This is a genomic window from Lacrimispora struthionigena, assembly GCF_048627165.1.
GTDB lineage: Bacteria > Bacillota > Clostridia > Lachnospirales > Lachnospiraceae > Lacrimispora.
On record NZ_JBMBWP010000001.1, the window covers coordinates 1307493 to 1323310 of the forward strand.

The 15818-nt window shown below is 41.7% G+C and carries 14 protein-coding genes; 10 read left to right on the top strand and 4 right to left on the bottom strand.

Going from position 1 to position 15818, the window contains the following annotated elements; translation table 11 throughout:
* Positions 1-263 precede the first annotated feature (263 nt).
* Complete coding sequence (locus tag ACOAOT_RS05930; RefSeq protein WP_420216145.1) at positions 264-965, bottom strand: FadR/GntR family transcriptional regulator; 702 nt, start codon at positions 963-965, stop codon at positions 264-266.
* Positions 966-1209: 244 nt separating this feature from the next.
* On the opposite strand from ACOAOT_RS05930, the gene hypB reads away from it, so the two are divergent.
* From hypB to ACOAOT_RS05945, 3 genes are read left to right on the top strand one after another with little or no spacing between them, the layout of a single operon-like run.
* Entirely contained in the window at positions 1210-1878 is a 669-nt protein-coding gene (hypB, locus tag ACOAOT_RS05935) for a hydrogenase nickel incorporation protein HypB (protein ID WP_420216146.1), read from the top strand.
* A 56-nt stretch (positions 1879-1934) separates the two neighbouring features.
* Positions 1935-4625 (top strand): FAD-dependent oxidoreductase, encoded by a 2691-nt coding sequence (locus ACOAOT_RS05940; RefSeq protein WP_420216147.1) that lies wholly within the window; start codon positions 1935-1937, stop codon positions 4623-4625.
* Between the two features lie 19 nt (positions 4626-4644).
* A complete protein-coding gene (locus tag ACOAOT_RS05945) occupies positions 4645-4986 on the top strand; it encodes a hydrogenase maturation nickel metallochaperone HypA/HybF (RefSeq protein ID WP_420216148.1) in 342 nt (113 codons plus the stop codon).
* 94 nt (positions 4987-5080) lie between these two features.
* Here ACOAOT_RS05945 and ACOAOT_RS05950 read toward each other — a convergent pair whose 3' ends face one another.
* From ACOAOT_RS05950 to ACOAOT_RS05960, 3 genes are all read right to left on the bottom strand, one after another.
* Positions 5081-5827: an EFR1 family ferrodoxin gene (locus ACOAOT_RS05950; RefSeq protein WP_420216149.1), complete on the bottom strand. Its 747-nt coding sequence runs from the start codon at positions 5825-5827 to the stop codon at positions 5081-5083.
* Positions 5824-6183 (bottom strand): ArsR/SmtB family transcription factor, encoded by a 360-nt coding sequence (locus ACOAOT_RS05955; RefSeq protein WP_420216150.1) that lies wholly within the window; start codon positions 6181-6183, stop codon positions 5824-5826. Before ACOAOT_RS05955 ends, ACOAOT_RS05950 begins: the two co-directional genes overlap by 4 nt.
* 102 nt (positions 6184-6285) lie before the next feature.
* A complete protein-coding gene (locus ACOAOT_RS05960) occupies positions 6286-6828 on the bottom strand; it encodes a DUF1697 domain-containing protein (RefSeq protein WP_420216151.1) in 543 nt (180 codons plus the stop codon).
* Between the two features lie 126 nt (positions 6829-6954).
* Here ACOAOT_RS05960 and ACOAOT_RS05965 point away from each other — a divergent pair, with 126 nt between their 5' ends.
* The 7 genes from ACOAOT_RS05965 (at position 6955) to ACOAOT_RS05995 (ending at position 15775) form a co-directional block, all read left to right on the top strand.
* Complete coding sequence (locus ACOAOT_RS05965; protein ID WP_420216152.1) at positions 6955-7590, top strand: MBL fold metallo-hydrolase; 636 nt, start codon at positions 6955-6957, stop codon at positions 7588-7590.
* A gap of 100 nt (positions 7591-7690) precedes the next feature.
* The gene (locus tag ACOAOT_RS05970; protein ID WP_420216153.1) at positions 7691-8497 is read left to right on the top strand and encodes a nitroreductase family protein; all 807 of its coding nucleotides are present in this window, start codon (positions 7691-7693) and stop codon (positions 8495-8497) included.
* Between the two features lie 55 nt (positions 8498-8552).
* Positions 8553-9137, top strand: coding sequence for a TetR/AcrR family transcriptional regulator (locus tag ACOAOT_RS05975; protein WP_420216154.1), 585 nt, complete (start codon positions 8553-8555; stop codon positions 9135-9137).
* Positions 9138-9298: 161 nt separating this feature from the next.
* The gene (locus ACOAOT_RS05980) at positions 9299-9910 is read left to right on the top strand and encodes a TetR/AcrR family transcriptional regulator (RefSeq protein ID WP_420216155.1); all 612 of its coding nucleotides are present in this window, start codon (positions 9299-9301) and stop codon (positions 9908-9910) included.
* Positions 9903-12476, top strand: a complete 2574-nt coding sequence (locus ACOAOT_RS05985; protein ID WP_420216156.1) for a PEP/pyruvate-binding domain-containing protein — start codon at positions 9903-9905, stop codon at positions 12474-12476. The genes ACOAOT_RS05980 and ACOAOT_RS05985 overlap by 8 nt, the downstream gene beginning before the upstream one ends.
* Positions 12477-12818: 342 nt before the next feature.
* A complete protein-coding gene (locus ACOAOT_RS05990) occupies positions 12819-14831 on the top strand; it encodes an SPFH domain-containing protein (RefSeq protein WP_420216157.1) in 2013 nt (670 codons plus the stop codon).
* Positions 14832-14914: 83 nt separating this feature from the next.
* Entirely contained in the window at positions 14915-15775 is an 861-nt protein-coding gene (locus ACOAOT_RS05995; protein ID WP_420216158.1) for an AraC family transcriptional regulator, read from the top strand.
* Positions 15776-15818 lie beyond the last annotated feature (43 nt).

Here is a 15818-nt window from a genome sequence, read left to right on the forward strand (position 1 = left end):
TGATGATGACTTTAATAATAACTTCAACGATAACTTTAATGATAATTTCAACGATAATTTCAACGATAATATAATCGATAATTTAAACGATAATATAATCGATAATTTAAATAATAACTTTAGCAATAACTTCAGTGATAACTTCAGTGATAACTTTAGCAATAACATTATCGTTGTAATTGTTGACAGTTTTAACAATAACACAGTTTAGTAAAGAATTTAAGGCAGGCAACCGGCAACGGTCCTGCCTTTTGATGAGTCGATTAAAAAATCTGATGCCCGCCTTCCAGTGCTTCATTCAGCTGTTTGTCTGTGCACCTCCTCGCGGCTAAAGCATCTCGTTCTTTCATACATTTATACAAACAAAGTACGCTGTCATAGAGCGCTTCTTTTCCGTATTTCATACAAAAACGTTTCCAAAGCTGTGTCACAACAGGTTTAAAGGATATGTAAATCAAAGGAATAATACTGTTCCCGCTGATAACCGAAAGTTTGTGATGAAAAGAAAAGGTGGCAAGAACCGTATCATCAATAGTTTTTGCAGCAGCAACCTCTTCCAGCAACCCTTCCAGACCCAGAATATCTTCATTTGATGAATTTTTTACAATTGAATCAGTTGCCAGATGTTCCAATGCCCGCCGCACTTCAATAATTGAGTATATATCACCCTGACCAAGGGTATCTCCGTGATATTCCATAATGGCATTCAAGGTATTGATATTACCGTTCTTCCCGTAATCTGCAACAAAAACACCCTGCCTTGGATGGACTTCTAAAAAGCCCTGTTTTTCAAGTTCAGAAAATCCGCTGTTAACAACCGCACGGCTCACCTGCATCTGCCTTGCAATTTCCCTTTCCGAAGGCAGTCGGCTTCCAACTGGCATTTGTCCGGATAAAATCAAATCACGGATCTGATGAATAAACATTTCTTTTAAGCTTAAAGCACTCAGTTTCTGAAATTCCATATTCTCCCCCTTATTCTGGCTCTGGTCATACCAGAGATTGAACCTATTTTATCATACATTCTTACTAAAATTCAACAAATTTATATGTGATTATCACAGTTATTTTTTGCATTATTGCCAGTACACTGAGAATATTTTATAATAATATTGTTATGACTGAACCAGTATACTTATAAGAAACCACCATGCACCTTTTGGCTAAAAGGATGGCAGAGGAGTGAATAAAAAGAAGGGAGCGCGGCACGTGAAAGATTTTAAAGTTCTGGAAATAAAAACTAGTGTCTTTGCTGACAACAACTTACAGGCTGAAAAGCTTCGTGAGGAATTAAAAGAGAAAAAGGTATTTCTTCTTAATCTGATGTCCAGTCCCGGCGCAGGTAAGACAACCACTCTGGTTCGTACCATTAATGGGTTAAAGGACGACTTAAAGATTGGTGTTATGGAAGCAGATATTGATTCTGACGTAGATGCCCGGACCATATCACAGACTGGTGCAAAAGCCATTCAGCTTCATACAGGAGGGATGTGTCATCTGGATGCACAAATGACCCGCCAGGGACTGGAGGGCCTTGATCCTGACGGTCTTGACCTTGTAATTTTAGAGAATGTGGGCAACCTGGTATGCCCGGCTGAATTTGATACCGGCGCAGTAAAGAATGCAATGATCCTTTCGGTACCGGAAGGAGATGATAAGCCATTAAAATATCCTCTCATGTTTTCCATCTGCGATGTGGTACTGATCAATAAGATGGATGTATTGCCGTATTTTAATTTTGATCTGGAAAAATGCAAAGAGAATATCCGCCTGCGTAATCCGAATGCGATTATTATTCCCATCAGCGCACTGAAAGAGGAAGGAATAAAGGAGTGGACCGACTGGCTTCATAATGCGGTAAAATCCTGGTGTGAATAACAAATAAGATAGATAAAAAACTTCGAATGCGCGACATAAGCGCGGGAAAGGGAATTATGAGTGAATTAAGACCGAAAATAGTAAAGCTTGCTAAAATGGTGGGCGGTATTGCAGGAGTCATGAACAAGATTGATGAAAATTCTCCCGAATACTATTCACTGGACTGTGTTGTAACCGATGACATGGCTGATATTGCCATGATTATCGGACTGCGCAAACCCCGTACCTTCGAGTACATAGCAAAACGTTCCGGAAAAAGTAAGAATGAAACAATGGCCCTTTTAGATCAGCTGGCTTACACCGGTGTTGCCAAAGTATGGAAAGATAAGGAAGATCAGAAAGACCGCTATTTCGTAAATATCTTTGCTCCCGGCATGTTGGAGATGATGGTAAATAACCGGGAACAGTTAAACGAACATCCGGAAATTGGAAAAGCGTTTGAAGAATATACCAGGCTTCGTCTTGCACCCATGGCTGCCAAATTCCCTCAGGGAATGGCAATGATGCGAGTAATTCCTGTGGAAGAAGCCATCAAGGATATTAAAGGCACAAAACCATGGGAACATCTTTCCTACTATCTGGATAAGTATGATACATTTTCCGTATCTGACTGCTCCTGTCGCCAGTCACGCCGTGTGATTGAGGAGGGCTGCGGTCACCTGGAAAAAGATATCTGCATTCAGATGGGAGAAGGTGCTGAATATTATATCAAGACAGGCAGAGGCCGTCAGATTACCCGGGAAGAAGCAAAGGAAATTATTAAATTCGCAGAAAATAACGGCCTGATGCATGAAATGCCCCATACCGACGGACTGGGTGAATCAGCGGCAATCTGTAACTGCTGTGGCTGCGCATGTTTTTCTCTGCGTCTTGCAACTCTTTTTAATACTCCGGATTCCATACGTTCCAATTTTACCGCCAGGGTTAAGAAGGAAAATTGTGTGGCCTGCGGACAGTGTGTGGAGAACTGCCCCGTGAATGCGTTAACACTTGGACAAAAGCTTTGCTCCAAAACACCTGTCTCCATAAAGGCAGAACCGACTGCCCGCGACCATATCTGGAAAGAGAGCAACTGGAATGTGGATTACCGGGAGAACCGGAAAGACGTTTCTAAAGAAGGTACCTCTCCATGTAAAACAGCCTGTCCGGCACATATTTCCGTACAGGGATACATAAAGCTTGCCGCTTCCGGACGTTACCGGGAAGCATTGGAACTGATAAAGAAAGAAAACCCGTTCCCTGCTGTCTGCGGACGGATCTGTCCCCATGGATGCGAAAGTGAATGTACCCGCGGAGACATTGATGAACCGGTTTCCATTGATGAAATTAAAAAATTTATTGCGGATAAAGAACTGGATGAATCGGTTCGCTATATACCGCCCATGCGTTATAATCTGGGCAATAAAATCGCTGTGGTTGGTTCTGGTCCTTCCGGACTTTCCTGTGCTTATTACCTGGCAATTGACGGATACAAGGTAACTGTATTTGAAAAAGAAGAAAAACTGGGCGGTATGTTAACCCTTGGTATTCCTTCGTTCCGCCTGGAAAAAGAGGTTCTTAATGCTGAAATTGATGTCTTGCGGGAAATGGGTGTTTCCTTCAAAACGGGAGTTGAAGTTGGAAAAGATATTACCCTGAATCAGCTTCGTGAAGAAGGATATGAAGCATTTTATCTGGCAATCGGAGCACAAGGCGGCAGACGTCTTGGTATTGAGGGGGAAGATGGCCAGGGTGTTATTTCTGGTGTTGATTTCCTTCGCGATGTGAATCTTGGAAGAAAGTCAGAATTATCCGGCAACGTAGTTGTGATCGGTGGTGGAAATGTAGCCATTGATGTGGCCCGTACTGCAAAAAGACAGGGTGCAGAAGAGATTCATCTTTACTGTCTGGAAAGTCCTGGTGAAATGCCGGCATTACCAGAGGAAATTGAAGAGGCGAAAGAAGACAGCGTATCCTTCCACAATGGCTGGGGACCTAAGCGTATTCTGACGGAAGATGGTAAGGTAACCGGAGTGGAATTGAAACGGTGCACCAGTGTCTTTGATGCAGACCACCGTTTTGCCCCTAAGTATGATGAAAACGATACGATCATTGTAAAAGCTGATTCAGTCCTGCTTTCTGTCGGTCAGTCCATAGAATGGGGCGGACTTCTTTCCGGCAGCAGTGTGGAACTGGGACGAGGCGGGAATGCATACGCTGACAGCCTCACATTACAGACAGCAGAGCCTGACGTTTTTGTAGGCGGAGACTGCTTCACCGGTCCTAAATTTGCAATTCATGCCATTGCATCGGGAAAAGAAGGTGCCATTTCCATTCACCGTTATGTACAGCCTGGTCAGTCTCTTGTATTTGGTCGTGACCGCCGTGAATATCACGCATTTGACAAGAATAACATTGCAATCGGGATACAGGATTTTGATATGACACCCCGCCAGAGACCGGGCCATTCTCCTGAGAAAAAAGGTACATTCCAGGATGAACGAATGACCTTTACAGAGGAGCAGTTAAAGAAAGAGACGGAACGCTGCCTTGGATGCGGAACGGTAGAAATAGACAGCTACAAGTGTATTGGATGCGGCTTATGTACCACCAAATGTAAATTTGATGCAATCAGTCTGGAACGGACTTATGATACAGTTCCCAATACCTATGAAAAACTTCCTGTCAAGATCGCAACAAATGCAATTGTACGTACTGGAAAGATTGCTGCCACAACTCTCAAAGAAAGCGTCGTCAACAGAAGCTGAACAGAAGAGGAGAGGTAAGATGCATGAGCTTGGTGTACTAAACTCAATGGTACATACCATTGAGCGTATCGTAAAAGAGCAGAACGTGACGGAGGTCAGTAAACTTGTCATTGAGGTAGGCGAGCTTTCCGGTATTGTTCCCAGATATTTGGAGCAGAGCTGGCCTGCTGCTTCCTATAAGACCTTTATGGAAAAAACAGAGCTGGAGCTTATTGTCATTCCAGGTATTGTAAAGTGCAAAGGGTGCGGCAGAGTATTCAATGCCGTTTACAGTGATTTATCCTGTCCTGACTGCGGTAGCAGTGATATGGAAATTTTAGAGGGCGATGACTTGATAATAAAAGAGATCGTGTGCTGCTAAAGAATCACAATTAAAAAACAGACGTTTTCTATAATGAAAATCTACCTGACATGGTATTTCATTTAGAAAATGTCTGTTTTTACTATTCTGATTTTTATAAAGGACATTGATAACGTGGTTTCCCTGTGCTGTTTTTACCATATTCAATGGCTTCAACCGGACATTTACAGATACAAGCCATGCAGTGCGTGCAATTGTTACCCCAGACAGGCTTATTTTCTTTTAATTCAATATTGTTCAAAGGGCATACTGCCTTGCACTTGCCGCAACCAATACATTTCTCATCTGCTTTAAATTTATCCGCTTTTACTACAAAACGGTAAAACACAGGATTGGTAATGGAACTCTTAATCCTGTCAGCAGCAGATGGGGTTGGTTTCTCAAAGATAGAATTATGTAAAATTACATTCACACAATCCTCAATGGCTGGCTCAGCATGCTGAATGATACGTTTTGCCTCTGGGGCTTCTGGCGCATCGTAAAGAGCAATGTAATTTTCTGGCATAATGATTTCCTTTACACCCTTAAAAGAGAACGTCTTGGTTTGACATAGTCTTATGAGATACTTTTCCGCATTTCCAATGTCGCTGCCACAATTCATGACAAAATAAGCATCTGCATTTGGTGAAAACTCCGTTCGGTTAATCCATTCTTCAACAACTTTAGGAATTCTCCACGCATAGGTTGGTAAGACAAACACAAGTGGTTTATGTGATTCTACCGGTGTATTGTCATTTTTCTTAATTCTGTCATTTATGCACAATAATTCATCCTGTAATGCTGCTGATAATTTCTTTGCTATATAAAAACTATTTCCTGTTCCTGTAAAATAAAGTATCATATTAATTCACCACTCCGATCCGGCACGTCTTCCATAATTTTTTTAATATCTGAAAATAAAGTAATCAGACTCCCCAGTGTATTATCATCAGGATCAAGATAGTAATAGATGCAGGTCCCTTCTTTCCTTGATTTTACGATACCTGAATTTTTTAGAATCTGCATATGATGTGAAACCGCGGGTCTGGACAGATTTGTTTTTTGCGCGATCTCTATAACACGGCTTCCGGAACACTCGTTTTTTAACATAATACAAAGGATATGCTGCCGCATTTCATCCCCAAAAGCAGTTAATATCGTTTGACAGGATTGAAACTCGGCCTCTAATCGTTCAATATCCTCCAACGTATCTTTCACATGACACCTCCAAACTGTTTAAAAACTTGAACAATTAATAATATATCACAATTATCAGAAGAAAGTTTATTTGTAAAGAAAATCGAGATGGTTATCATATACTTACATACCCGTAAGCTGTAATAGCTTTTTAGCAGTGTTTGCATTTCTGATTGTGACACTATTATATGCTGACTTCCCCACGATCTTCGACCACCTTGTTTTAGAAAATGTTTTTATGGGTGCTGACCAGAATATTACCTGTCCGTAATAACCCACCTGTTCATATTCCTCTTTGGCAATGCCAACCTCTTGGATAATCTCCGCTGCAGTGGCAGGCGGTATAACAAAAATTGCATTATGCTTTGATTGTTCATCGTGATCCCACCAGGCAGGTGCATTGCAAAGGGCAGCGGATAAATCTTTGGCTGATATGACTGTAACAATAATGTTTAAACTAAATTGGTTCGCAATTGCAGATTCACAGATCTTTTTAAATTCTTCTTTATCTTCCTTTTCACTGGAGAAAATGACATTTCCACTGTTGATATAGGTGATAACATCCCCATATCCACAATCTTCAAACATTTTTTTTAATTCTGGCATTGATATTTTATTTTTACCGCCAACGTTAATACCACGTAACAACGCAATATATTTTTGCATAAGCATATCCTTTCTCAGTTTTTGATTAAAATGTATCATTGATAAAAACATCATATCACATGTATAATTAATCTTACCATAATAAAAAAATTGGTTTTGCAGTTGGGGTGAAGGGAGCAAACATATATGTATCATATTGTAAAAATTAAAGCAGGATCAAATTGTTATCTTGTTTCAGAAAATGATTCATCAATCCTTGTAGATACGGGATTAAAGGGAAATGAACAAAAAATATTAAATGCGTGCGAAGGAAAAAACGTAACACTTATCGTACTTACCCATGGTCACATTGATCATATACAAAACGCAGCATATCTTGCAAAACAACTGCAGGTTCCTATCGCCATGCACGAAAAAGATGTAGCGCTAATAAAGAATAATTTATGCCGTGTAATGAAATCAACAGGATTTCCAGGCAATATAATAAGCTTATTCTCAGTTATGAGTGCAAAATACGCAAAAATTCCAACTTTTATGCCAGACGTTATGCTAAAGGAGGGGGATCAACTGCTGAAATATGGGATCGATGGAGAGATAATCGAATTGCCCGGACATACTCAGGGATCCATTGGAATTAGGCTAAGTGACCAAAGTCTATTGGCTGGTGATGCATTAATGAATTTTTTTACACCAGGAATTTCGTTATTGTATGAAAATTATGAACAAATGCAAAAGAGTGCAAAGAAAATATCCAATATGGGCAGGCTCATGATTTATTTCGGACATGGGAATGCAGTTGAAAACCGGACATGGGTAAAATAATACTTGACTAATCATTCTAGAAAAGATATACTTAGGACGAATTAAGAACGATCGTTCTACAATTTGAAACCGTAAAATATATCATAAGGAGCAGATTAAAATGGGTCTAATAACTGTAAATGAAGAAAGCTGTATTAAATGCGGGTTATGTGCGGAGGAATGTCCAAAAGCAATTATAAAAATGGAGTCATCTGGTCCGGTAGAGGTGAACCCGGAAGGCTGCATTGCCTGTGGTCATTGTGTTGCCATTTGTCCAAAGGAAGCCATGGACAACGTGAAATCACCCCTTGCACAACAAAGTGCAATTGGAGATATGCCAAAATTAAGCCCACAGGAAGCTAAGAATTTTATCCGCACACGTCGTTCCATACGTTCCTATAAAAATAAACCAGTGGAAAGAGAAAAGCTGCTTCAGCTGGTTGAGGTGGCCAATTTAGCTCCCACTGCCAGTAATACACAAGGAATTTCATACTTAATTGTAGACGATAAGGAAAAGATTGAAGCAGTAGTAGAAGAATATGTGAACTGGGTTGAAAATCATGAAATCTATGGTAAAATACTGAATGGAATTACAAAGGGATACAGAGAAAATAAGGTAGATACAATATTAAGAAGCGCGCCCAGTATCATACTGGCATTAGCGGATAAAAACTTTTCTCATGGCAGAGAAAACTCCATTTTCTCTTTAACTTATCTTGAATTATTTGCTCCATCTCTGGATCTGGGATCTTGTTGGGCTGGATTATTGGAAATTTGTGCACGAAGTGAAGGTTCCCCTATGCTTAAGCTACTAAATATCCCGGAAGAAAAACAGATTACAGGTTGTGTCATGGTAGGCTATCCCAAGTACAGCTACAAACGTTTTACTGAAAGACAGCCGGTATCTGTTACATTTTATCAGGAATAGACAGGAAGCCGCCGGTTCAATAAAAGATACCATATAAATATTGGGAGGTGATCAGATGGGGCGAAACAAGGAATTTGAAGAAGAAGCTGTTCTCCAGAAAGCGATGGAATTGTTTTGGAAACAGGGATATGAAAAAACTTCTATGAGCGATCTGGTAGAGTACATGGGGATTCATCGAAAAAGTCTGTATGACACGTTTGGGGATAAGCATGCGCTGTATCTAAAGGCTATCGATTACTATAGTGTCAGTATCTCTGAGAGATTAAAAACTGTGATATCACAGGCAGATACTGCAAATGAGGGTATTAAAAGTATATTTGATATCATGATTAATGGCACAAATGAGAGACCATGGGGGTGTTTTATCGTAAACGCTGCCACTGAACTGGCTCTTAGGGATAAAGAGGTAGAAGAAAAGATAGAAGCCGTATTCGCCCGATCAGAAAAGCTTATGGGAGATTTAGTCCGAAAAGGACAGGAGTCCGGCGAATTCTCATGCGGTTTAAGTGCGGAGGCATTGGGAGAAATTCTGCATTGTACATTACTTGGTATCCGGGTATATACCAGGACATCAACAAGCAGGGACAAGTTAAACTATTTAGCAGATAATTTCCTTCAGTTGTTAAAAATTAAGAATTAATAGAAAAGCAAGAAGATTTTAACGGAAAATCATTGTCCGCTGAAATCTTCTTTTTTAATTTCTTCTAAAATAAATAAAATTATCTTTACAAGCGACCAATAGTCGCTATATAATAAATGTATAAGAAGCGACCGATGGTCGTTACAAGGAGGTATTATCACATGCCAAAAGGAATTATGCTTTCACCCCAACAGCAGGAAGCACGTAGGGAAGAAATTATCGGTGTTGCCTTGCGGCTCATAGCTGAAAATGGATTTCAGAAAACATCGATGCGGGAAATTGCGGTTTTAGCAAACATGGGAAAGTCCAGTTTGTATGATTATTTCAAAACCAAAGACGAGATCGTTGTATATGCATTTGAGAAGGTAATAGAAGAGAACATACAAATTATACACAAAATTATTTCTGAAGAATCCTCTCCAGAGCAGTGCCTTAGAAAAATCATGCAGAATCATCTGAACGTTCCAAAACAGTATCGATCTGTGCTGATGTGGTTAAATGCGGAATCTGACTATTTAGAAGAAAGTTATCGAATAAGACTGAAAGCCGCACGTTATAAATATCAGGATAGTATTCAATCAGTGATCGAAAATGGAGTGGCTGCAGGCGTTTTCCGCAGGACTGATGCCGCCCTTATGACACGTTTGCTGCTAAATTCCGTTATAGCAATTGTTTATACATCCCGGCCGTCTGGCAGCATGGAGGAAATGCTTAATGAAACAATGAGTATATTTCTCCACGGAATCATGAATGGGGGGAAGGACTATGATTGAATATACACTGCCCCTTGCGCAAACGAAAGCGACTATTGAAATGGTTGGTGGAAAAGGTATGTCTTTATCAAAACTTCTGACGGCGGGAATTTCTGTACCAGATGCTTTTCATGTAACAACAGCTTCTTACCGGCTCTTTGTTGAAATCAACCATATACAGCCTTACATAAATCAATTATTGGAGGAAGTTCATTTTACTGATTCCACCCAGCTGGAAGTTGCATCTGCCCAGATTGGAATGCTTTTTCATAAAGGAAAAATGCCAGAAGAAGTTGCAACAGCGATTCTTTTGGCTTATGCGGAATTAGGAAGCATTCCAGTTGCTGTCCGTTCTTCTGCAACAGCCGAAGATCTGCCGGAGGCTTCTTTTGCAGGACAGCAGGATACCTATCTTAATATACTGGGAGAGTACCAGGTCCTTGATGCTGTAAAGCGGTGCTGGGCTTCTCTGTGGACAGCCCGCGCGATTGCTTACCGCATGAAGAATCATATAAAACAGGAGCAGGTTTCAATTGCTGTGGTAGTGCAAAAACTTGTGTTTTCCAATGGTGCAGGCGTTATGTTTACTCAAAATCCGATTAATGGCAAGCGGGGAGAGATGGTTATTAATGCGGCCTGGGGGCTCGGTGAAGCAGTGGTATCCAGTTTAGTGACACCAGATACCATTATTGTGGATAAGAATAACGGACGAATTGTTTCATATAAGGCAGCAGATAAAGAGATCATGACGGTTCGCACCTCAAACGGTACGGAAGAAATTCCAACTCCTGCGAAGTTAAGGAAAAAACATACACTGACCGGGGACCAGGTTATGCGGTTGGCAAAGCTTGGAAAGAAAATTGAAACGTATTATAAAATGCCTATGGATGTAGAGTGGGCAATGGAAAAGAACAATTTATATATTGTCCAGGCTCGTCCGATTACGGTCCTGCCACCGGAGTGGGTGCTGCCGGAAAAAGATGTGATATACACAAAGGGCAGTCTGGCAGAACATCTGCCAAATCCTGTCACACCTTTATTTGCCACGCTTGGACTTGAAATCATTAACCGTGCATCGGCACTTTTATGGGCTGATATGTTTGAGAAGAGTGCAAAAAAACTGCTGCCCCAGAACGGGGCATATACGGTGATTAATGGATATGTCTATCTATCTGCAAAATCAAAGCCCCTTCTTATTGCTGCAAAATCACTTTCTCCCCGCGCCCTGCGAAAGACACTGACCAACAGTATCCCTCGCTGGAAAGCAGCGCGGAAAGAATTTGAATCAGTGGTAAACGAATGGGGAAAAAAACCTTTGCATACGCTGACCGCCCATCAATTGATGGAGGGAATTCAGACTGTATTTTTCGCGGCATGTACTTATTTTACAAAAATCCAGCTTACTCTGCCCGCAGCTTCCCTCAGCGAAGCATTATTTAAAAAATTATTTACTGGAACAGTTTGCCGTGCCGGTATAACAAATACTTCTGTATTCCTGCTTGGTTTTGATACCATTTCTCTGCAATCGGAAAAGAGTCTATGGAAGATCTCGGAATGGGCAAAGAAAAATAACTCCCTTAATCATTATCTGCAAAACAATTCCACAATAAATATAGAGAGAGATACCATATCTCCAGCTGCACCAGCAGGAGTCACTGAGGAAGTGTGGGTGGAATGGAAAAACCGAATCAATCTGTATTTCAAAGAGTTTGGCCGCACCGCTTATGAATTTGATTTTTCCTATCCAACACCACAGGAAATGCTTACTCCAACGCTGGAATCCATAAAATCATTTATGGATGGGAACGGGGATAGCCCCTTTTTGCGCCAGTCAATATATGAAAAATATAGGAAACAGGCAGAAGATGCCACATTAAAGCTGATTGATGGTCCCCCCAAAGCACTATTTTTAAAGCTGCTTAACTGGGCGCAGGAAACGGCTCCCATGCGTGAAGATGCTATATATCTGATGGGTTTGGGGCATCCGCTGATTCGAAGTATGTTCAGGGAGATTTCAGAACGCCTTATACGAGGCGGAGCCATTCTACATATGGATGATATATACTGGCTCACAAAATCAGAGTTAGATTCACTGGTAATTCAGTTGGATAAAAATATGCTTTTATCGGATTTGAGAGGGGCAATACCTGCCAGAAAGGCAGAATTCAAAATATTCCAGGGTTATGTACCTCCCTCCAGATTGCCGGAGAAGAATGAAAAGACTTTGTACCATGTGCCACAGTACCAAAAAGATGGGATAATTATATTGAAGGGAATAGGCACCAGCACCGGCGTTGTTACAGCACCAGCCTGTGTCGTACACAGCCCTGCAGATTTTGAAAGCTTTAAGCCTGGAAGCGTGTTAATTGCCGTAACCACGACTCCGGCATGGACACCATTATTTTCTTTGGCAAGTGCCATTGTAACGGATATTGGCGGTCCGCTCAGCCATTCAAGCATTGTTGCCAGGGAATATGGAATCCCCGCAGTCATGGCTGCCCAAAACGCGACACGAACGATCCAGAGCGGACAAATGATAACGGTGGATGGCGCGGCGGGGACGGTGACCGTGACTGTAAGCGAGTAGTATTTCTTATTAAAATAATAAAAGTCTTCTTTCAGATTGCAAAAAAATATGTTAAACTAAAAACAATTCCCCCTTGCTCCCGCAATCGCAGGCCGACTTTTCTAAGGCTTTAAATATTTATATTGTTACGATTACCAGGCAATTAATAGTGTAAATGTACATTGATGATATTTAGAGAATTTGGCATTTGTTACAAACCTGCAGTGAACAGTTGCAATCAGGAATTTTTTTTATTTCATGGAATAACAGTTACATAGCAGGTCTGATTTTCAAAATCAGAAGAAAAGAGGCATTAATCATGGAGAGCAAAGTCTCAATAATAGCTGACAGGAGGAATTACTCATGGAAGAATGGCTGACATTGGCGGGAATTTCAGTAGGAACAATTGTGTTGCTTTACCTGTTTATTTTCAAGATACTTGGATTAAGAGTGATCAACTCAAACGAGGTAGCAGTGGTAGAAAAGTGGTGGAGTCTTAAGGGATCACTGAAGGATTCCATTATTGCCTTAAACGGAGAAGCCGGGTATGCTCCTGGACTTTTGAGGGGAGGTATCCATTTCAAATCCGTACTGATGTACAAGATACATAAATATCCGCTCATTACCATTCCCCAGGGGCAGATTGCCTATTTATTTGCCCGTGACGGCGCCCCTCTATCCCCAGTGCAGACTCTGGGACGGATTGTGCCTGAAGCCAACAATTTTCAGGATGTTTCCGGATTCTTAAAAAATGGCGGACAGCGTGGACCACAGAGGGGAATCTTAAGAGAGGGTACCTACGCCATCAATCTGGCACAATTCATTGTAATTACGCCCAGCGCAATCAAATCCATTTCCAGCAATTTAAAGCAGGAGCGTAACGAATTGGTCAGCATGCAGAAAACCCTGGCTGAAAGAGAAGGCTTCTCACCCGTGGTAATTATGGGCAGAGGGGGCAGTGAGTCCAGTGACATGATGGGAATTGTTACAGTGCATGATGGAACCCCTATTTCCCAGGGAGAGATCATCGCTCCGGATGTGGGAGAAGACCATGCCAGTTTTCAGGATCCGGAGAAGTTTCTGGAGCTTGGCGGAAGGCGGGGAAAACAGATCCAGATTTTGACAGATGGTACTTATTATATCAATCGTCTTTTTGCCACCGTTGAATTCCGCCCCAAAACAGTGGTTCCCATTGGTTTTGTAGGTGTTGTGGTTTCTTTCTTTGGAAGTGAGGGAGTGGATACCTCGGGAGAAAACTATAAGCACGGAGAACTGGTCAGCGTAGGTTCCAAGGGCGTACTGGAAAAACCTCTGATGCCAGGAAAATATGCGTTCAATACCGATGCGGGCAAAGTTGTACTTGTTCCCACCACCAATATCATCTTAAAGTGGAACAAAACCGAAACCGGCGACCATAAGTATGATGAAAATCTTACGGAAGTGGATATTATCACCAAGGATGCCTTTGAGCCTTCCCTTCCATTGTCCGTCGTCATGCATATAGACTACAAGCAGGCACCATGGGTTATTCAGCGGTTTGGTGATATTGGGATGCTGGTAAACCAGTCTCTAGATCCGCTGGTCAGTGCATATTTCAAAGATGTGGCGCAGACGAAGACACTCATCGAACTGATTCAGGAACGAAGTGCCATTCGTGAACGGGCTGTTCTTGAAATGAAAGAGAAGTTTGAAAAATATAATCTTCAGCTTGAGGAAGTTTTGATCGGTACACCGAAAACCACAGTAGCCGATACTCAGATTGAGAATATTCTCATGCAGCTTCGGGAACGTCAGATTGCAGAGGAAAAAAAGGTCACCTACCAAAAACAGCAGTCTGCGGCAGAAAGTGAGAAATCCCTGCGTGAAGCCCAGGCAGTAGCAGAACAGCAAAGTTTCCTGACCAAATCCAAGATTCAGATTGAGATTGAAGGAAACAATGGTGCAGCTCTTGCAAGCCGTGCAGAGCAGGAGTCCAATCAGATCATTGCTCTTGCCAAAGCCAATGCATCTAAAATCAAGCTGGAAGGCGAGGCGGAAGCTTCCAAGGAATCCAATGTGGGATTAGCCAAAGCCCAGGCCATTGAGGCACAGGTAAAAGCTTATGGCGGAGCTGAATACCGGGTGATTCAGGAGATTACGGATAAGCTGGCTGATGCTGTTAAAAATGCGACTGTTGATATCGTTCCGAAAACAGTTGTGCAGATGGGGAGCGGAGAAAATGGGAGCGGTGCTGGCGGAACCGGAACTGTAATGGATACACTGCTGAAATTTATTACTTTGGATAAACTTGGCGTATCCCTGCAGCATATGAATGAGCCGTCTGCTGTTACTCCAAAAGAAGAGCCCCTGGTCAAATCAGAACAGGTGGAAGAGTAAATATAAGACCCGATAAAAACCAATTTACTTTATCGGGTCTTATTATTTCAATCCTGTTATACTGGGCACAGAAAGGAGGCAGGATGGACTATTTAAAAGATATGAATCATGCACTTGACTATATTGAAGGCAATTTGGATGGAGAGATTGATTACTCCACGGTAGCAAAGCTGGCTTGCTGTTCCATCAGCTGTTTTCAACGGATGTTTTCCTATATCGCAGATATACGCTTGTCAGACTATATCCGGCGCCGGCGAATGTCATTAGCTGCTTTTGAATTGCTAAACAGCAATGTAAAAGTAATAGACCTGGCTGTTAAATATGGTTATGAATCCCCCGATTCTTTCTCCCGCGCATTTCAGGCGATTCATGGAGTGATTCCCTCTGTGGCACGCAGTGACGGGAAGTCTTTAAAAGCTTATCCTCGTATAACCTTTCATATTTCTATTAAAGGAGATGCCGAGATGAATTACAGGATTGAGAAAAAGGAAGGGTTTAGAATTGTAGGAATGAAAAGACATTTTCACGCACCTGAGGATGATCCGGGTGCTGTGGACAAATTTTGGAGGGAAGTTTTTGTAGATGGAACTTACGAAGAGTTAATCCATTTATCCAATGGTACGCCAAAGGGTGTTCACGGTTTTATTCAGGTGTTAAGTGAGGAAAACGTGGATTATACCATAGCATGTATCACTGATCAGGAGCCGCCGGAAGGAATGGAAAGTTTTGTCATAGGTGAATCAACCTGGGCTGTTTTTGAACTGGAAGGTCCGGTGAGTAAAACATTGGAGGCTGCATGGAAAAGTATTTTCAGTGAGTGGCTTCCTGCTTCAGGATATCAATATGCAGAATCTGTGGATATGGAATGCTTTCCTAATGAGGGCAACCGAGGTGCCGAAGATTTCAAATTCCAGATATGGCTGCCGGTCAAAAAAGAATCATGATAGTGAGATACCGCCAGGGATTAACAGGTCCTGACGGTATCTT